General features: G+C 42.6%; 17 protein-coding genes and 1 other RNA gene. 16 read left to right on the top strand and 2 right to left on the bottom strand.

The window, feature by feature from the left end; genetic code table 11:
- Positions 1 to 110: 110 nt before the first annotated feature.
- Positions 111 to 695: a hypothetical protein gene (locus tag AC25CA_RS05890; protein ID WP_486816126.1), complete on the top strand. Its 585-nt coding sequence runs from the start codon at positions 111 to 113 to the stop codon at positions 693 to 695.
- A gap of 43 nt (positions 696 to 738) precedes the next feature.
- On the opposite strand, the gene AC25CA_RS05895 is transcribed toward AC25CA_RS05890, so the two are convergent.
- Complete coding sequence (locus tag AC25CA_RS05895; RefSeq protein ID WP_486816127.1) at positions 739 to 1,527, bottom strand: sulfite exporter TauE/SafE family protein; 789 nt, start codon at positions 1,525 to 1,527, stop codon at positions 739 to 741.
- A 133-nt stretch (positions 1,528 to 1,660) separates the two neighbouring features.
- Complete coding sequence (locus tag AC25CA_RS05900; RefSeq protein WP_486816128.1) at positions 1,661 to 2,467, bottom strand: NAD(+)/NADH kinase; 807 nt, start codon at positions 2,465 to 2,467, stop codon at positions 1,661 to 1,663.
- Between the two features lie 52 nt (positions 2,468 to 2,519).
- On the opposite strand from AC25CA_RS05900, the gene AC25CA_RS05905 reads away from it, so the two are divergent.
- From AC25CA_RS05905 to AC25CA_RS05975, 15 genes are all read left to right on the top strand, one after another.
- Positions 2,520 to 3,416, top strand: a complete 897-nt coding sequence (locus AC25CA_RS05905) for an RluA family pseudouridine synthase (protein ID WP_486816129.1) — start codon at positions 2,520 to 2,522, stop codon at positions 3,414 to 3,416.
- A 73-nt stretch (positions 3,417 to 3,489) separates the two neighbouring features.
- Positions 3,490 to 3,669: non-coding RNA, 6S RNA (ssrS, locus tag AC25CA_RS05910), on the top strand.
- Positions 3,670 to 3,732: 63 nt separating this feature from the next.
- A complete protein-coding gene (locus AC25CA_RS05915) occupies positions 3,733 to 5,457 on the top strand; it encodes a hypothetical protein (protein ID WP_486816130.1) in 1,725 nt (574 codons plus the stop codon).
- Positions 5,458 to 5,553: 96 nt separating this feature from the next.
- Positions 5,554 to 6,558: a LacI family DNA-binding transcriptional regulator gene (locus AC25CA_RS05920; RefSeq protein WP_486816131.1), complete on the top strand. Its 1,005-nt coding sequence runs from the start codon at positions 5,554 to 5,556 to the stop codon at positions 6,556 to 6,558.
- 35 nt (positions 6,559 to 6,593) lie between these two features.
- Positions 6,594 to 8,123 (top strand): histidine ammonia-lyase, encoded by a 1,530-nt coding sequence (hutH, locus tag AC25CA_RS05925; RefSeq protein ID WP_486816132.1) that lies wholly within the window; start codon positions 6,594 to 6,596, stop codon positions 8,121 to 8,123.
- Positions 8,124 to 8,133: 10 nt separating this feature from the next.
- Positions 8,134 to 8,328, top strand: coding sequence for a DUF896 domain-containing protein (locus AC25CA_RS05930; protein WP_486816133.1), 195 nt, complete (start codon positions 8,134 to 8,136; stop codon positions 8,326 to 8,328).
- Complete coding sequence (locus AC25CA_RS05935; protein ID WP_486816134.1) at positions 8,325 to 9,755, top strand: aminopeptidase; 1,431 nt, start codon at positions 8,325 to 8,327, stop codon at positions 9,753 to 9,755. Before AC25CA_RS05930 ends, AC25CA_RS05935 begins: the two co-directional genes overlap by 4 nt.
- Before the next feature lie 111 nt (positions 9,756 to 9,866).
- Positions 9,867 to 10,643: a DeoR/GlpR family DNA-binding transcription regulator gene (locus tag AC25CA_RS05940; protein WP_486816135.1), complete on the top strand. Its 777-nt coding sequence runs from the start codon at positions 9,867 to 9,869 to the stop codon at positions 10,641 to 10,643.
- On the top strand, positions 10,643 to 11,482 hold the full coding sequence (locus AC25CA_RS05945; RefSeq protein WP_486816136.1) for a class II fructose-bisphosphate aldolase: 840 nt from the start codon (positions 10,643 to 10,645) through the stop codon (positions 11,480 to 11,482). The genes AC25CA_RS05940 and AC25CA_RS05945 overlap by 1 nt, the downstream gene beginning before the upstream one ends.
- The gene (locus tag AC25CA_RS05950; RefSeq protein WP_486816137.1) at positions 11,479 to 12,615 is read left to right on the top strand and encodes a Gfo/Idh/MocA family protein; all 1,137 of its coding nucleotides are present in this window, start codon (positions 11,479 to 11,481) and stop codon (positions 12,613 to 12,615) included. Before AC25CA_RS05945 ends, AC25CA_RS05950 begins: the two co-directional genes overlap by 4 nt.
- Before the next feature lie 316 nt (positions 12,616 to 12,931).
- The gene (locus AC25CA_RS05955; RefSeq protein ID WP_486816138.1) at positions 12,932 to 14,476 is read left to right on the top strand and encodes a hypothetical protein; all 1,545 of its coding nucleotides are present in this window, start codon (positions 12,932 to 12,934) and stop codon (positions 14,474 to 14,476) included.
- 23 nt (positions 14,477 to 14,499) lie between these two features.
- Positions 14,500 to 16,434 carry a hypothetical protein gene (locus AC25CA_RS05960; RefSeq protein ID WP_486816139.1) on the top strand — a complete coding sequence of 645 codons (1,935 nt, stop codon included), beginning with the start codon at positions 14,500 to 14,502 and terminating at the stop codon, positions 16,432 to 16,434.
- Positions 16,435 to 16,558: 124 nt separating this feature from the next.
- Positions 16,559 to 17,497 carry a sugar-binding transcriptional regulator gene (locus AC25CA_RS05965; protein ID WP_486816140.1) on the top strand — a complete coding sequence of 313 codons (939 nt, stop codon included), beginning with the start codon at positions 16,559 to 16,561 and terminating at the stop codon, positions 17,495 to 17,497.
- Positions 17,498 to 17,598: 101 nt separating this feature from the next.
- The gene (gene dhaL, locus AC25CA_RS05970; protein WP_486816141.1) at positions 17,599 to 18,234 is read left to right on the top strand and encodes a dihydroxyacetone kinase subunit DhaL; all 636 of its coding nucleotides are present in this window, start codon (positions 17,599 to 17,601) and stop codon (positions 18,232 to 18,234) included.
- The gene (locus AC25CA_RS05975; RefSeq protein ID WP_486816142.1) at positions 18,234 to 18,554 is read left to right on the top strand and encodes a hypothetical protein; all 321 of its coding nucleotides are present in this window, start codon (positions 18,234 to 18,236) and stop codon (positions 18,552 to 18,554) included. Before dhaL ends, AC25CA_RS05975 begins: the two co-directional genes overlap by 1 nt.
- The last annotated feature ends 8 nt before the right edge of the window (positions 18,555 to 18,562 follow it).

Genomic DNA, 18,562 nt, shown 5'->3' on the forward strand with positions numbered 1-18,562 from the left:
AATTCACATAATTATTCAGGTTCTTTCCAGATTTTTTGCATTTTCTTGTGCAACAGACGAAATAGGCAAACTATGGTATAATATATGAAACATAAGGGGGGCGAAATAAGGTGGAATGGCAGGTTGAAGCAATCGAAAAACAGGTTTATCAATTGAAGTTTTCGAAGTCTAATTATGAGCGCCTAGAATCCATTCGCTCAACGATTTCGGCCCTTGAAGAACTGAAAGAGATGATCGAGCGAGAAGAGGATTGTAAAAAGAAAGAAGAGGTTCCAAAAATTCGTGAGGGGATCGTTGAAAAATTGTTGGCGGAGATTGATTTTGTATATAAACCAACTTTAAAAGACGATATCTACGAGAGCGATTATCTAGAGCAATTTTCTCAACTCCGCCGTGCGGATTTGGTTTTATGTGGAGCCCTAGAAGCCTTTAATGACTTTTGGACAGCAAATTCCGTTGAATTTGGCAATGTATTTGCTTCAGTACCTGCAAAACTAGTGGGGGAAGAGAAGACTGAAAATCTGATAGCTTTAGGATGGCAACGGACTCATGTACGTCTTTATCTGGCCAGCGATATGCAATTGAGCGAGATTTATCGTTCTTGCGAACGCGCATTTCCGAATTATTTGATCGTCAAAGAAAATAAGGGAAGTCGATTTATTATTTTGGAATATCGGTTTCATAAGGGCGAATAGAATAAATTAGAACGGGCTCCTCTAAAGGGGCCCGTTTTTTTGATTACTGAAGAATGTTGAAGATCATGATGATTGCTGCCAGCAGATTTGTAAAGGCGAAGATGGTGCGAAGATTCTTTGGTTTGCTTTTTACAGCGTACTTGCTGCCGAGGCAGCCACCAATGACAGCTGTAGCCACCAGAGGGATTGCGAATAAAAGGTTTGCATTGCCGTGGATGCTATGACCGAGAAAGCCCATCAAAGCGGTTACTGCCACCATGGCAGAGGATGTACCTACGGCAATCTCCATTGGGATGCCGCAGAGCATGACCATCAAGGGAATTTTGAAGGCGCCACCTGAAATGCCAATGGCTCCTGCGAAGAATCCAACTGCCGCTGTAATGGGCAGGGTGATCCAAAGGTTGACGGTATATTGATAGGATCCAAATTGACGGTTCCAATAGCCAAATTTGTTCTTCTTTTCTTGCGGTTTTTCATGGACCGGAAGAAACATAAAGATTGAAATGATGATTAGTAAACCGGCAAACATGAGCTTGAGAGTTGTACCTTCTAGATAGCCAGCGAAGTAACCGCCAACAAAGGCCATGATGTCTGTGGGTGGATCAATCATCAAGGCGAGTTTCCAGTCAACTCGCTTATGGTTGTGGAAAATGATCATGGAAGTAAAGGCTGTAGCCATCATAATCAATTGTGAAGTCGTTGCAGCAACTTGCATGGACGTTCCGGCCAGCACCATAGCAAGGACATAAAAGTTGCCACCGCCTTTTCCGACCATGGACATAGTGATGGCGATCAATAAGATGATACAGGGTAAAAGTAGTGTTGAAGCCATCGGTGTCCTCCTAAACATGCAAGCGTTACCTTATTGACATATGTCAATAACGAATTTATCTTACGCTTCTTTAAAAAGGCTGTCAAGGGGTAAAAAAACACCCAATATAAAGAAAATTGGGTGCGATGTGTGCCTATAAAAATTTCTTTTTAATGTTAGCCCAAAAATGGTGCTCGTGGGTAGTTAGTCTTGTTAGCTTGCGTTCCGAAACCCAAAATTTCAGGTTTGTAATGTCCCGGTAGGTTAATTGAACACCATCGACAACAATCAAAATGGAGTTTTCATCTCGATATTCAGGTATCAATTCGATCGTCATATTAAAGGGAACGATCACGCTATTGGTCAGAGAGCGATATACACGTGAGTTAATGGGTGCTAAAGCCGTCATTTGCAATACGCCCAGGGTTGGATACACGAGGCTACCTCCAGCGGACATGTTGTATGCGGTAGATCCCATAGGGGTAGAGACGATAATCCCATCACCGGAATAGCTTTCTAGGGTTTCATCACCTATATTAATATTCAGGTGAATGACTTTGGAATTAATTCCTTTGATTACGATTTCATTGATTCCAGTCAAGGGAATGCATTGGTCTTCGGTGCAAACTGCACTTTCGACGAGATAGAGCTGTTCCAATTGATAATCATCATCCTTCAAATGGCTGACAAGACGGTCGATGTCTTCTGGGCATAGCTCTTGAAAAAATCCAAGATGTCCAGTATTGATGCCGATAAAGGGGATTTCTGGAAAGCCCACTTCTTTCATACCAATTAAAATGACACCGTCGCCGCCAACGCAAATGTTGAGGTCGGCATGATCATCATAGTTTTCAGACACTTCAAAATTTGCCGCGAGGAGTTTTTTGCGCAATTCATCCACAACACGTTCTGAAGGCTTTTGATAATTGTGAAGGATATTTATTTTCTGGATTTTTTGCATTTTTCTCCTCCTCTATTTACTCAATCTCTATTATAAACTATAATGGGGAAAGTTGAAACGAAAGAAAGGGACGATTATGAAAGAAGATTTTTGCTTGTCAATAAAAAAAGAATACGCTTCTCTTCTTGAAGCTTTGGAAGACTTGATGGGTATATCAGGTCGACAATTCCGCCGCATGATCCGTCAGCGTTTGGTGGAAATTGACGGAGCCTTTCCGGCTCGTCCAGGAGTAATCCATCCGGGATCAGTGATAACCATTCGATTCCCAGATGAGACGATCGAATATCCAGCGGAATCGATTCCCTTGGATGTGCTCTACGAAGATGAGGATATGCTAGCCGTCAATAAGCCCCCTTATATGCTGACGCATCCATCCAGAGAGGTATTTACAGGGACTTTAGCAAATGCCATCGCGGGTTATTTCCAAGAAATTGGGTTAAAGAGAAAGGCGAGGTTTGTCAATCGTCTGGACATGAATACTTCGGGTATTGTACTCATCGCCAAGCATTCCTATGCCCATCAGCAATTGAGCGATCAGGAGAAGATTAAGACTTATCAAGCCCTGGTTGAGGGAATGCCTTCTTCCGAAGGTATCATTGAAGCACCCATTGCAAGAGATTCGGTTGAAGGTTCGGTAAAGCGAATCGTTCATCCAGATGGGAAACCTTCAAAAACTGGATGGAAACGTTTGGATACCAATGGAAAGGTTTCTTTGCTGGAGGTCCGTTTGTATACGGGAAGAACGCATCAAATCCGTGTGCATCTTACGCATAAAGGCTGGCCGATATTGGGAGATTCTTTATATGGCCATGAAGAAATGGCACCCCGTCAGATGCTTCATGCAGCAAGTTTGGTACTACAATCCATTCGAACAAAAGAAGAGGTATTCATTGAGGCGTCTATTCCAGATGATTTTAGGAAAATATTGACAGATCATCAATCCTTGTAATATAGTATGTAGGCGATCGGTTTTTTTTGCTGGCTGCATACTGAGTAAAAATTATGGTATAATATAAGTATTAAAAGTTCTGGGGTGTTCGTATCTTTCTTGATAATTCAACCGACATAATGTTTTCGGGAGAACGGGGTTTGTTGTTCGGGCGCATGCCTTTTCGGAGGACTCGGCTAATCAATGACAGTTCACCCACCTGCGGAGATCGCGGGCGTGAATTATGAGTTAGGTACGGCACTTTGGATTATGACTAATCACCCTTAAGCAAAAATGGCTTGAGGGTTTTTTTTGAATGAAAGCGAGGGACTTGACTATGAGAAAGAAAAAGCGAAATATGAAAAGACGCATAAGCTTTGTTTTGCTTTTATTGGTAGTTGTGACAGGAATTTCAGCCTATCACGGCTGGAATTATCACAAGATTCAATATCAGCAGTATTGCTCTGAGTGGGGGATCCCAAGTCAGATCGATGAGATGAATTGGCTGGAGCCATATACTGCAGCTGTTATCGATGATCAGCTGGTAACTTTCCGCATGGATTCCAATGGCGATGTAAAAATTACAAAGATGAATGAGGCGGGCCAGATCATTGGTGACAAATCAGAAAGTCTGATTAAGGAAAATGCAATTCGTGCCATGTACTATATAGAGCCCTATTTGATCTATCAAACGGGGGATCAGGTGATTGCTTATGCATATGAGAAAAACGCAAGTGAAGCAGAAAGTCGTCACTTTGGGGATCCTATTTTTCTTGCCAACGAAATTTTGGGTTTTGAACCTTGTGCATCTGATCCTAGCCGGTTTTTGTTGTATACGCGCAATTTAGCGACACTATATGAGGTGTCAGCGAAGGGGATTGTGGAAGATCGATCTTACATAAGCAAAAAAGACATTACGAGGGCAAAAGCAGAGTGGGTCAATGGCAATTTCGCATTGCTCTATTATACTGATCGTAGCTACGCTCTGTCGGAAGGTGTGACAAAAAATGAATTGATTTTAACAGATTTTGAAGGAAATACGCCACAGCAATTAACAACAGTTTCTTCCGTTTTGCCGGTGACCTTGGTAAACTTGAATATCCTGAACAATAAGAAATTGAACGAGTCCTATGTGATTTATGAAAAAAAACGGAGCGACCGTGGCATTACCAGTTTTAGTTTGGAAAAAATCACCATCAATCCGACAAGCTTGGCGGTCATTCATTCCGAGAAAATTCCAACTAACCTTCTGGGAAAAACGATTCAAGCTGGATATTGGGATGATACGCCGTATATCTTGACAACTGGAATTTATCATTCGCAATTTTCGACGATGGCGGGTATTGGGGAAAATGGGAAAAAACCTTGTACCGTTGATCCAAATATCAGGAAAAATAGTGAATTTATGAATTTGGTCACTCTGGAAGGAGAGATGCGTGCACCACAGGACGTACATTTCCTCGCTTCAACCTATGAAAACTCGGTATCACCAATGATGGTTAGTTGGAATGGGTATGAGTATGCATTCTTCAAAGATGTGACGGCGGGGAGTTATTGGCTGATGGTTACCAGCAATCATCCGGATTATCAAGTGTTTCACCCGCTGATGGATCAGGATCGGATTGAGGGAATTGGATTTGGATTAACGGCACCGGTACAGGTGATTTCTAATGGAATCATCCATCTCTTGATTGAACTTTTAGTACTCTTTATTGTGCTTGGAGCAGCGATATTAATCAACACACGTCGGGATCGCGCCATGAAAAAGAAGCATTTTTACTTTTATTTGGCCTTGTATGTCGTAATTAATATGATCTTGGTTTATCGTCTCCGTTATATGGGCGGCCCCATTCCTAATGCGCCAGCATTTCTGAATGGACCAGGTGCTTTTTTGTATGTTCCGCTCCTAATTAACGCCATTACCTATGGTTTGCTATTTGTTTTGGGACGGACGAAAGATTATGATGAAATGGCGCAAATCATCACCTTTATTTTGGTAGATGTTTTCCTAATTAACTTGGTCTACGTGCCATTTACACAAATTCTGACATATTTGTCGTAATCATGGTTCTTTGTTAGGAAAAACGCTATCCTTTGTTAGGAAAATGTGATAAATTATAAGGTAGGGAAAATAGGAAAATAATTGCGGAGGTGGCGTATGGCAATAACGATAAAAGATGTTGCAAAACAAGCAGGTGTTTCGATTTCAACTGTTTCACGCGTAGTCAATGATTCAAAGCCTGTGAGTCCAGAATTAAAGAAAAAAGTAATGGATGTCATTGAAGAGCTAGGATATCGTCCAAATGAAGTGGCGCGTTCTTTGGTAACGAAGAAATCGTACTTGATTGGAGTCATTGTTCCAGATATTGGACAGTCACATGTAGCCAATATGTTGCGTGGAATTGAAGAAGTCGGAAAAATGTATAATTATGACATCTTGCTTTGCTCAAGCTATGGGGATAAAAATGCAGAGTTGAATTATCTGCAATTATTGAATCGGAAACAAGTCGAGGGACTGATTATCATGTCTGCAAAACTTGAGAAGGATGTAGAAGCGTATATTAATGCCTTCAATATTCCCTTTGTTTTCTTGAGTACGAACGATTATCGGGAAGAATATCGTTCCGTGGATATTGACAATGAAATTGCTGTTTATGAGATGGTCAATTATTTGTTGCATTTGAATCATGAAGAAATTGCATATATTGGAACAAAACCGAGTAAGAAGACAAAAGCACAAGTAAAACGTGATGCCTTTGTGAAAGCCATGAAAGACAGCGGTTTGGCAAGTGATCTTGTGGTCGAAACAGAATCCATGTCAAAAGACGCGGGATATGATGCGGCTAAAGAGCTTATGAATGGAAAAGGCAATCCAACTGCAGTTTTTTGCGCAAGTGATGAACTGGCAATTGGCGTGATGAATTATTGTCATGATCATGGAATTCGTGTACCAGAAGATCTTTCTGTTACAGGAATGGGCGACATTGAAATGGCATCTTACATTCGTCCAAGATTGACAACCATCAGCATTCCTTATTATGATATTGGTGCTGTGTCAATTCGACGGATTGTAAAAGTATTGAAGGATGAGGAGCAGACAGAGGCCGAAATTAAACTGCCGTTCCAAATTCATAAACGTGAGAGTTGTATGAAGCGAGTCTAGTTTTCACTCGTTTGACACCGAAAGGGGAAGATGGAATGAAGGGTATCGAAATTACCGGAGAGCATCTAACCATTGAGCAGGTTGTTGAAATCGCGCGAAATGGGCTTTCTGTTCAAATTAGTTTGGAAGCTTTGAAGCGTGTTTCACAAGCGCGAGCGGTTGTTGATCATTTTGTCGAAAACAATCGAATTGTTTATGGTATTACAACTGGTTTTGGCATGTTTAGTGATGTATTTATATCAAGTGAAGACGCGGAAACTTTGCAGCGGAACTTATTGGTCAGCCATGCATGTGGTGTAGGAAATCCTCTACCAGAAGATGCAGTGCGGGCGACTATGCTGCTCAGGGCAAACGCATTGTTGAAGGGGCATTCGGGCATTCGTCCGGAAACCCTTTCTTTATTGGTTGAAATGTTAAATCGCGGCGTTCACCCGGTGATTCCGGAAAAGGGATCTTTGGGTGCCAGTGGTGATCTAGCTCCCTTGGCGCATATGGCCTTGGTTTTAATTGGAGAAGGAGAAGCCTTTTATCAAGGACAAGTATTGTCCGGCGCTGAAGCGATGAAGCGAGCGGGACTTACCCCAACAATTCTCAGCAGCAAAGAGGGGTTGGCCTTGATTAATGGGACGCAGGTGATGACTGGAGTTGGTGTACTTGCCTATTGGGATGCGGAAAATCTGGTTAAGCAGGCTGATGTAATAGCATCTATGACTCTGGAAGCATTAGAGGGGATTATTGATCCCTTTGATGCCCGAATCCATGAGTTGCGTCCACACCCTGGTCAGATCTCCACAGCTAAAAATGTTCGAATGATTTTAGATGGAAGTGGCCATGTGACTCACCAAGGGGAAAAGCGCGTGCAAGATGCCTATACCCTCAGGTGCATTCCACAGATCCATGGTGCCTCGAAGGATGCGCTTAATTATGTTCGGGAAAAATTGGAGATCGAGATCAACGCGGTTACGGATAATCCATTGATTTTTCCTGACACGGAGGATGTTATTTCGCAGGGGAATTTTCATGGACAACCCATGGCACTTGCCTTTGATTTCTTGGGAATCGCGGTAAGTGAAATGGCCAATGTTTCCGAAAGACGCTTGGAGCGTCTCGTCAACCCAAGCATCAGCGGACTGCCTGGTTTTCTGGCAAAAGAGGGTGGTTTGAATTCTGGGTTTATGATTGTACAATATAGTGCTGCATCTCTGGTTTCCGAGAATAAAATTCTTGCGCATCCAGCGAGCGTCGATTCCATTCCGTCTTCTGCCAACCAAGAGGATCATGTCTCTATGGGAACCATTGCAGCAAGAAAGGCGGCTGATATAATTGGCAATGCAAAACATGTATTGGCTATGGAATGGATGGCGGCTTGTCAGGCCTATGATTTGAAAGAAATGGACGCCTGCGCACCAGCTACTCAAGCGGGAAGAACTTTGTTACGGGAAGACGTCCCGTTTTTAGAAAAAGACCAAGTGATGTATCCTTTGATTAATCGCGCTGCACAACGGTTAGCAAAAGCAGACCTGTTAGGTGTGGTCGAAGCGCAGATTGGATCATTGGAGCGGTAAGGAGAAGTTTATGTTGGATCAAAAAAAACTGGACGAGTTAAATCGTCTGGCACGGAAAAAAAAAGCAGCAGGATTAAGCGAAGAAGAGATGAAGCAATTAAATGAACTGCGACAGGAGTATCTTTCGAATTTTCGAAAAAGCTTCCGCGGGCAGTTAGATTCCATCATCATCGTAGATCCGGAAGAAGAGGGGGAAGAATCATGAGTGAAGAAAAATCAAAAGGACAAATCTTGGAAGAAAAACTAACGAAAAAATGGGATTTTATCTGGGAAAAGGTTGACGAAAAAGAAGAGCAAGCCATTTACGATTTCTCAACAGACTATATGAAATTCTTAGATGCTGGGAAAACAGAGCGATTGGCTGCGGCAGAGGTGATTCGTCAGGCTGAAGCGTTGGGTTATGAGCCAATTGAAGCCTACTTGGCAAGTGGAAAAACACCTGCGCCCGGAACTAAAATTTACGCGAACAACCGTGGAAAAGCAGTTGTACTCTTCCATTTCGGGCAAAAGCCTTTGGTAGAAGGTATGCACATTGTCGGCGCTCACTTGGATGCACCGCGAATCGATTTGAAATCATTTCCACTTTATGAAGATGGCGGTTTGGGACTCTTAAAAACCCATTATTATGGTGGCGTTCGCAAGTATCAATGGGTGGCCTTGCCCTTGGCGCTACATGGAACAGTTGTAAAAAAAGATGGCACAAGCGTTGAAGTATCCATTGGAGAAAAAGCTGATGAACCTGTATTCATGATTTCTGATTTGCTTCCACACTTGGCAAAAGATCAAAATCAAAAGAAATTGCATGAGGGAATTGCTGGAGAAGAATTGAACATTATCATTGGTTCGGTTCCTTTCAAGGACGACAAGGTCTCTAAAAAAATCAAATTGAATTTATTGAACATTTTAAATGAAAAATATGATATTGATGAGGCAGATTTTGTTACTGCTGAATTCGAAGCGGTTCCTGCGGGTCAGGCACGTGACTTGGGACTAGATCGTTCCCTGATTGCAGCCCATGGTCATGATGATCGAGTTTGTAGCTACACGGGCATGAAAGCCGTATTTGAAGCTGAATCACCTGTTCACACAGCGGTTGCGCTTTTGGTTGACAAAGAAGAAATTGGTTCTTATGGTAACACAGGTATGGATTCAAAATTCTTTGAGTTTACTGTCGCTGAGTTATTGGGTGCTTCCATGGAATCCTATAATGATCTTGCCTTGAAGCGTGCGCTTCGTCGTTCCAAGGCCTTGTCAGCCGATGTAAATGCCGGATTTGATCCTACCTTTCCATCTGTGATGGATCCAAAAAATTCATCATACCTTGGAAAGGGCATCGTGCTTACAAAGTATACTGGATCCCGTGGCAAGGGTGGTTGTAATGATGCCAACGCAGAGTTTGTTGGCCAAGTACGAAATATTTTTGATCAGAATGCGGTCATCTGGCAAACGGGTGAACTGGGTAAGGTGGATCAAGGTGGCGGAGGAACAATTGCTTTCTTGATGGCAGCCTATGACATGGACGTTATCGATTGCGGTGTTCCTGTATTGAGCATGCATGCGCCATATGAGATTGTTTCCAAAGCAGATGTATATATGACCTATAAAGGCTATAAAGCTTTTGTAGAAGCTTAAGACTGAGACCGATCGATCATGATCGGTCTTTTTTTTTCGTTTTTTGACAGGGCACTTTCGAAAATGTACACTGTAATCGATAGAAATGTTCAACAATGAAAGGAGTCGATCATGTTTGGTGAAGAAAGACAGGTAGCAATTTTAAATCTATTGAGCCAAAAGAAACGGGTGACTGTTCAGGAATTAGCGGAGCAGTTTAAAGTGTCGGAGGTAACAATCCGCCGAGACTTGAATCGACTGGCTGATGACGGCTTTATTACCCGTACCTATGGGGGAGCCATGTTGGAAGATGCATCGGAAAGGGAATTATCCTTTGAACACAAGAAACAAGAAATGCCGGAGATCAAGGAATTGATCGCGCAGCGTGCGGCATCTTTAGTGACGGAAGGAGATACCATCGCCCTAGATGCTTCGACTATAACGTATCGCATGGTGAACTACTTGAAGGGGATGAGGATCACAATTATTACCAATAGCCTGGATATTGCTCAAGAGGTCGCTCACCATCCTGATATGACATTAATTCTCTGTGGAGGAATTTTGCGCCACGATACCCGTGCCCTAATGGGGCCCGTTGCAGAACGGCAATGGCGGGAGTACCGAGCAGATCTTGCTTTTATTGGATGTAACGCGGTTCATCCTGATTTTGGCGTAATGACGACCAATGCTGTGGATACCTATAGTAAACGAGCGATACGGGAGATTTCAAAAAAGTCTTATATGGTGGCGGAAACGGCAAAATTTGGGCGTACATCCTTGCATCGCATCTTTTCATTTTCAGAAATTGATGGGATTATTACGGATGTCAGCGACCCGAATGGAATCAAACGGGCTATTCAAAACATCATAAAGATAGTAATCGCAAAACCAAAAGAGGAGGAATTGTAATGTTGGTAAATATGAAGGAAATGCTAGAAACTGCAAAAAAAGAAGGATATGGGGTCATAGCGACAGATGCTTGGAACTCAACGAGTTTGAAGGCGATGGTAGAAATTGCGGAAGAAAAAAAAGCACCCATTATTCTTTCGTTGGCTGAGGTTCACTTACCCCACTTTAGTCAAAAGGAAATGGCGGAATTGGCTAAGGTTTACACAAAAGAATCAAGTGTTCCTATCGCGCTTCACTTTGATCACGGTATGACATTTGATGAGATCGTCAAGGCGATCCACGCAGGATTTACTTCTGTTATGATGGACGCGTCTTCTTGCGATTTTGAAGAAAATGTTCGTAGAACCAAAGAAATTGTAAAAATTGCTCATGCGGTGAATGTGAGTGTGGAGGCTGAAATTGGTCATGTCGGTGGTGCAGAAGGCGGTGGTGATGACGGACTTGGAAGTTTGTTGACTGACCCGGCTGAAGCCGTGCGTTTTGTTGAGGAAACCGGTGTGGACTGCCTAGCTGTTTCTGTAGGAACGGCTCACGGTTTATACACGGGCATTCCAAAATTGGACTTTCAACGACTGGAAGAGATTGCAAAAGCAGTATCGGTTCCTTTGGTTCTACATGGCGGAAGCGGATCGGGTGATGAGAATCTTCGAAAAGCCGTAGAATTAGGTATTAGTAAAATCAATGTGTTTTCTGATATGTTGAAGGCCATCGAAGTCAATACGAAGAAGGCGGAAGGCGAACTCTTCGGTTTGGATCGAGAAGATATTGCTAAAAGCTCTGTGAAGGAATGCATCGCTCACTATTTGAAAGTCTTTAAGTCGGAGGGGGTTTGTCAATGATCGGATATAGTGTCATCGGGTATGGCGGGATCGCTAAAACTCATCTAATGGGACTGAATAATTTTCGGGCCCTTGAATTGGATCTTCCCTTAGTTGAAAAGATCGCCATGGTGGGCACTCGTCAAACTCCTGACAATGAAAAACAGGCCTGTGATTTGGAATTTTCTTATTTTTCAGCAGATCGGGCAAAAGTATTGGCGGACGAAAAGGTTGACGTGGTGGATATATGCGCACCGAACAAGTTTCATGCGCCCTTTACCATCGAAGCCTTGGAGGCGGGGAAGAACGTCTATTGCGAGAAGCCTTTTGCCATGAATCGAAGTGAGATTGCTGCCATCGGTCAAGCTCTAAAAACATCCAGTGGGATCATGCAGGCAAGCTACAATAAGCGTTTTTTGCCGGCGTTCTCCATTGCCAGGGCGGCTATTCGCTTTGGTGTTCTGGGGAAGATCACGAGCTTTCGTGTAGAATACTATCATTCCAGCTATTTAAATCCTGAAAAGGCTTACGCTTGGCGAATGAGTAAGGAAGCTTCAGGTGGCGGTGCTTTGGCTGACTTAGGCAGTCATGCCACCGATCTTGTTCGATTTGTATTGGGCGAAGTCGATTCTGTATTGACGGATATCAGAACCGTTGTAAAAGAACGTAAGGATAGCAAGGGTGAGTCGTTTCAAGTGGATGTGGAAGATTGGGTCATGAGCCGTTTGGTGATGCAGAGTGGAGCCGTTGGTTCTGTTGAAGCTTCTCGTGTTGCGGTTGGGAATGAGGGCTTTAGATTTGAAGTCTATGGTGAAAAAGGTTCCTTTATCATTGAACCCTTTATTGATCCTTGGAAGGTGAATTACACGAATGCTTTGGGACAAGTTGCACAGATCTTAAAAGAATCGTATGAGGAAGATGCCTTTTTCCAATTGGTGGAAGGTTTTTATCCAAAGAATAAATTGTTTACTCATGGATGGATGCTTGATTCGCATACAGCTTCTCTCGCAAGCTTTATTAAACGAATCGAAACAGGTGTTACCCTAGAGGGGATACCGACCTTTGAAGAGGCATCTCGGACAGATGCTGTATTGGAAGCTGGCTATGAGTCAGCGGAAAGTGGAAATATAATAAAAGTGACTTATGGTTTTTAGCAAAAGGAGGCGATTGAATCGCCTTCCTTTTTTTTGATTTCTTACATTTTCTTACAGGAGAAAGTGAGACTTGTTTGATGCTGCGTACATCCACAAAAAACATTTCAGCCTAGTGATGAAAAACAGTGGATTGAACGGAAAAATGACAATAATTAAAAAAAAACCCTTTAAAAGTTAAATAATATAACAAAATACACGTGTGGATAAAGTTGATAAATGGAATAAAAAGGGAGCGAAAAGTGATAGACGTAGATGGCTCTTGGCGGTAAAATAGAAAATAGGTGAGTCTAGACAGAATTAATTCAGGAGGAAAAGTATGAAGAAAATCATTTCGATTCTATTGGCAATGGCCATACTGATCATGATGACTGCATGTTCATCGGGAAATGCACAAGCCACGGTTGAAGCATCAAGTCAAGAGGCTGCAGAGACCAGCTTTATGGCATCTGATGAAGGGGATAACATTTCCGATCCGGAGCAAGCCCTAGAACCGGATAAGGCAGCGGAGTCTCAAGTGGAAGTGGACAAGGGAATTCCCGCGATTGCTGAAGACGATCTGGGTAATAATTTTGAATTTGGCTACAATGAAGAGGGATTTACCCTTTTTTATCCAAATAGTGGTAATGAGTATCAGATGGCTTGGTATAATGATGACAAAGAAATCGAAACCGCTTTCCATGATGTGTATGGATGCCATTATATCTTTATTAACAGTGAAGAGCGAAAGACAAAGGAATTTTATTATACGACTGACAATGGATCATTGGGCAATTCCATTCACTACATAGATTTGGAAACGCAAGAAGATCGCTATATTGCCCAGGGAATTCTGTATGAAACATTAGAGTACGGGTATTTCAATGGCAGATTGGTTGTTTGGATCAATGGTGTCAATGTGAAGAATGGTTTAGAACAAGGTTATTACATTTATGAAAAAGACGGCACCATGTTGACATATGTTGGCGTGGATTATGACCAGAATTTTATTAAGACGGGGGAGCGTGAAAAAGAAGAACCGCCGGCACCGCAAGCTCAACCAGACGCTCAAATACCCGCCGAACCTGAGCCAAAACCTGAGCCAAAACCTGAACCGGAAGCAGAACCGGAAGAAGAGAAGCCAATTTCCGTTACAGAAGCCGATGCATTGGTGGTGAATACTTTGTATGAAGCTGATTTAAGCGGTGATGGGGAGGCTGAACTTTTTTTCTTGACCAGTAATGAAGCAGAGGGCGTTTTCTTGTTTCTCAATGAAGAAATCCGTCAACTATCGAATATTGACCCATATCTAATGAGCAATGAATATCGCATTGTTGATTTGGATCCGGCGGAAAAGGGCAAGGATTTGGAAATTCTGGAAGCAGATCCGCCTTATAATCAGAATATGCATTTTATTCAAGTCAAATCTATGGGAAATCGGGAGGATGTGCGGGTCGTTGGTCCCTTGTCCGTTGCCTACGATGCCTATGAGAACAATCGAGTATTGTATCAGGGGAATGATCAGATCATGGTCATTGAAATGTCGAATATCATCACGGCGTTTTATCAAAAGTTCTATCAGGTTGAGCACGGAATGATTACCGATATGTCGAGACCCGATATTACCAAGTATATGACTCCGTTCCGTACAGCCGTCAGTAAAGGAATTTTGGCATTCCCAACTGATCACTATACTGATTCTGGTAATATCTACTTGAATCCGGGTGATGAAATTATCATTCACGGGGAATCGGAAGGTAATCTTTGGATTGAAGTATTGGGGGAATGTTCCTCTGAATTTATGTGGCTTTTGGGCACAATGATCGATCATTATCCGGACGCCAACGGACAATATTTGTTTCCAGGCGTTCAGTTTTGGAGTTAGTCAATAAAAAAAGGGGAGATAACATGAAAAAAAGAATCAGCGTATTGGTCTTGGTACTGATCATGATAACACTTAGCGCTTGTGGGGGAACATCAGCTGGTGGGGAAGCATCATCACAAGTCGTGATTGAGAAAGATGTAACCATGCTTTTAAAAGGGCTTGGTGACAGTTTGGATATGGTGAAATCATTGGGAAATCTGCCAGAGGCGCAGGTGAACGGGAATTTGCATTATTTTCAGAATGCAAACACAGAAGGTTATTTCGCCGGATTCGATCTAGGGATTGAACTGGAAGCGGATGGACAAACCGTGAAACAGATTTATATTCAGCCCGTTGGAAATGCGAAAATCACGGCAAATGGTTTGGTGATTGGCGGGACGATCGCAGATGCCAAAGCAAGTTTGGGCGACGGTGAATTAAGTTCGGTTGAAAACAATGGGAAGATCGTCAATTTTATGACCTTCTCGGATCAAACTTATGCGATGAAAGCAACGGTGGCAGAGGAACGTATCACGGCTGTCGCTTTTACTCAGTCAACGGGAGAGTCAGACTCTGCTGCGGTAACGGAAGCACCAGTAGAGGCAAAAGTGGACGTTGAAGCTCCAGCTGAGCCGACAGCTGAAACGGATGAAAAAACGCCTGAAGCGGGAAGCTTTGACTTTTTGCTCGCCTTTCTGGGACAGGATTTCTCAGAAGTGGAGGCAGAATTGGGAAGCGACTTTGACCGCGTCGAGGAAGCCTACGAAGATTTGGCCTTTTATAAAGAGGATGGCTTTGTGATCACATTCTCCATCGATTTTGACTCCAATGCGGTGACTACGGTCGCGATTGGTTATGACTCGCTGGCTACTGAGCTGGACGGTGAAATGTCACTGGACCTATGCGGGCTTTCACTCGGCATGCATGCAAAGGATGTGGCATACAATCAAACTGTGTACGGTGACTATGCAATTTATGTGGCTGCCGATTGCAACAATGTCGTGTACAATATTCAAGCGCTGAATATGTATCCAGACTTTGTCTTCGAGGCACCTAGGGTAACGGAAAATCCGGCGGATGACGGTTATGAGCTATCGATTCAGAATTTTGACACCTACTCCATCCTCAGCCTGACTTACAATTCTACGGGGGAAACGAAGGAATTGGTCAACACCAAGGGACGCTGGGATGGCGATCGATTCTTCGACGGAATGAATGTTAAGATCCTAAAGACCAAGGCCAGCAAGGATGGGAAGACCGTTTACTTTGAAACGGATGATCCGAAGATGACCAATGGATACGGAGCGGCCAACAACACCATTCTCAAATATGATCTGCAAGCAGGCTATGAGGAAAATGTCTGTTTGGGATTCTTGCACGATACAGTCAAGTTGGACGGGTATGAAGACTGTATCATTATCAATTACTACGAACCGAATCCTAGAGGCGGTTATTATGAACCATTTATTCTTATTGATGGCGAGACAAACTATCACTTTATGGGCATAAAATTGGAAACTGATTTGGCGAGTCAGATCGAACGTGCCTATCATGATGAAATTGATGAGCATGCCATGGATCCGCTAAAAGCAGAAACAATCTATGGCAAATATGTCGATTTTTCAAAGTATTCAGCTGTCGTTGTGGAAGACTATCAGGGGATCAACAAAGATAAGTTTGTTTCCAAAATAACGATTCAGAATCCCTATTACAAAGATACGGCAGACACGCTGTACCCTTGCTATTTTGCGGTCTTCGGGACCATTTATAATCTGCGATGGGAAGTGAGTGTAAATATGGATGAATCCCATGTTTATCCGATTGCCGATAAGCTTAGCGATACCTTTGTCACCTATGAGACCTGGCGGCCTTATGATCCATCTGTGGATTCCTTCCTTTTTGAAGATGAGAATGGCAAGGAATACCGAATTAACATCGAGGATATGAGCGACAATATTGATTTAGTGATGATTCCATAAGGTATGAAGAGGCTGTAAACCAATTGGTTTACAGCTTTTTTTACCGTTTTGAATTTGACTTTTTTAGATTTATCGGGTAATCTGGACGAAACATAAGTAATGACAAATGTAAGGGGGCGATTTAATGGATAGCGAAATGATGAAATTGATTCAGGTTGCTAAGTTGTACTATGAAGAGAATATGACACAATCCCAGATCGCCAAACAGATCGGGGTATCTAGGCCATTAATAAGCAATATGTTGACAAAAGCCCGGAATACAGGGATTGTTGAAATAAAAATTAAGGAACCATTTGGCAACAATATGTTGCTTTTGAATCAATTGAAGAATATCTTCAATGTGCGGGGTGGCAATGTGCTGCCATCTTCAAATTCAACATATTTAACGGATAAGGCAATCATTAACCAAGCTACATTCTTTATAAAAGAAGAACTTTCAGAGTTAAAAACAGTGGGTCTTGGTTGGGGATATACGATTGGCCGAATTGTGGAAGCATTGAAAGACGAGGATTTTTCTGGATCCAACGAGGGTCTTGTTTGTCCTTTGATCGGCACAGCAACCATTCCAAATAAAGGATATCACCCTTCTGAATTGGTGCGTGAGTTTTCCATGAAAACTGGATTTGAACCGCACTTTTTATTTGCACCAGCCTTTCCGACGACAGAGCAGGAACAAGGCCTCTATATCAACACTGATAATTATCAGGATCTTGTTCAAGTTTGGGATCAACTAGACATGATTGTTTTTGGATTGGGTGCATATCCATCTGTACCTGATCATGCGACTGCTTTGCGATTTGGAAAAGAGCTGAACAAGAATAGAGCGGTGGGAAAATTTTTATCTTATTTCTTTGACAAAGATGGACAGATTATTCATGGTGAAAATGATTATGCCATTCAGATTCCCTTATCTAAATTGGGACATGTCAAACGTGTAGTGGCAGTTTGTCCGGCAGAGATCAATGCCAAAGCAATTTTAGGTGCCTTAAAAACTGGTTTTATTACTCATATAATTATAACGGAAGAAAAAGCAAAGGAAGTAATTGCTTACAAGGCTTATTAGAACCGCATTGCGGTTCTTTTTTTGTTTTAAAAAAGGTTATCGTTTACAAGTGTAATAACATATGTTAAATTTAAATTACAAAATGAAAGGAGAGGATCGAATTGACACCGGAGTATTTAAAACAATTACTTCTGCCCGTCACAGACTTGCTGACAGAAAATATGGCATATTTGACGGAATTAGATTCTGTGACAGGGGATGGTGACCATGGTGTAAGCATGGGGAAAATTGCAGAGATGATTCGTAAAACCATGAATGAGCTTAGGGGTGAGGAAAACGTTGCGGAGGTCTTGGATGATCTTTCCTGGAATTTAATGAATGTGAATGGCGGTTCTGCAGGACCACTTTGGGGTTCTTTTTTTGAGGGAATGTCGCAAGGTGCAGCCAAGGTAGCGAAAGACGATCTCGATCAGTTGAAGAACATGCTGATTAAGGCGGAGGAAAGTTTTTATGAGGTATCCAAAGCAAACGTAGGGCAGAAAACCATGATGGACGCCATTGCTCCTGCAACGAAAGTGATTCGGGATAGCGACGAAAATATTGAAGTATTGGCAGAAAAAATGGCATCGGCAGCTGCTGCAGGCGCGGAGGAAACGGTGAATATGATTGCCAAATTCGGTCGGGCAAAAAGCTTGAAAGAAAAAAGTATTGGCCATAAGGACCCCGGTGCAGTTTCCTTTAGTCTGTTTTATAAGGGCATCGCAATCGGTCTTCAGAAACAAAAGGAGGAAGTGTAATGACCATGGAAATTATGCATATTGGCCTACCGGTAATGACACCGCAAAAAAATGAGGAATACTCGGAAAGCTTAAAACTGTATGTTTCAGGTCCCGATAACAATCCGATGAAGTTTGAGTATCTTCGTTTTGAAGCCGATACACCCATGCACCCAGATGTAGTCAACAATGTACACATCGCTTACAAGGTGGACCAAATTGCGGAATACATAGACAAGTACGAAGTATTGGAGGGACCAATGGCCCTTTCGGAAGAATTGACCATTGTTTTTGTAAAGATTGACGGCGCAGTTTGTGAATTGATGGAGTTCCATAACTAGGGGGGGAA

This window comes from Gottschalkiaceae bacterium SANA (assembly GCA_036323355.1).
Classification (GTDB): domain Bacteria; phylum Bacillota; class Clostridia; order Tissierellales; family GPF-1; genus GPF-1.

What these genes read in the sequence shown, in the direction of transcription:
- AC25CA_RS05895 (WP_486816127.1), bottom strand. Translation starts at nt 1,527, where the DNA reads ATGGCTTCAACACTACTTTTACCCTGTATCATCTTATTGATCGCCATC.
- AC25CA_RS05900 (WP_486816128.1), bottom strand. Translation starts at nt 2,467, where the DNA reads ATGCAAAAAATCCAGAAAATAAATATCCTTCACAATTATCAAAAGCCT.
- AC25CA_RS05915 (WP_486816130.1), top strand. Translation starts at nt 3,733, where the DNA reads ATGAGAAAGAAAAAGCGAAATATGAAAAGACGCATAAGCTTTGTTTTG.
- AC25CA_RS05920 (WP_486816131.1), top strand. Translation starts at nt 5,554, where the DNA reads ATGGCAATAACGATAAAAGATGTTGCAAAACAAGCAGGTGTTTCGATT.
- hutH (WP_486816132.1), top strand. Translation starts at nt 6,594, where the DNA reads ATGAAGGGTATCGAAATTACCGGAGAGCATCTAACCATTGAGCAGGTT.
- AC25CA_RS05930 (WP_486816133.1), top strand. Translation starts at nt 8,134, where the DNA reads ATGTTGGATCAAAAAAAACTGGACGAGTTAAATCGTCTGGCACGGAAA.
- AC25CA_RS05935 (WP_486816134.1), top strand. Translation starts at nt 8,325, where the DNA reads ATGAGTGAAGAAAAATCAAAAGGACAAATCTTGGAAGAAAAACTAACG.
- AC25CA_RS05940 (WP_486816135.1), top strand. Translation starts at nt 9,867, where the DNA reads ATGTTTGGTGAAGAAAGACAGGTAGCAATTTTAAATCTATTGAGCCAA.
- AC25CA_RS05945 (WP_486816136.1), top strand. Translation starts at nt 10,643, where the DNA reads ATGTTGGTAAATATGAAGGAAATGCTAGAAACTGCAAAAAAAGAAGGA.
- AC25CA_RS05950 (WP_486816137.1), top strand. Translation starts at nt 11,479, where the DNA reads ATGATCGGATATAGTGTCATCGGGTATGGCGGGATCGCTAAAACTCAT.
- AC25CA_RS05955 (WP_486816138.1), top strand. Translation starts at nt 12,932, where the DNA reads ATGAAGAAAATCATTTCGATTCTATTGGCAATGGCCATACTGATCATG.
- AC25CA_RS05960 (WP_486816139.1), top strand. Translation starts at nt 14,500, where the DNA reads ATGAAAAAAAGAATCAGCGTATTGGTCTTGGTACTGATCATGATAACA.
- AC25CA_RS05965 (WP_486816140.1), top strand. Translation starts at nt 16,559, where the DNA reads ATGGATAGCGAAATGATGAAATTGATTCAGGTTGCTAAGTTGTACTAT.
- AC25CA_RS05975 (WP_486816142.1), top strand. Translation starts at nt 18,234, where the DNA reads ATGACCATGGAAATTATGCATATTGGCCTACCGGTAATGACACCGCAA.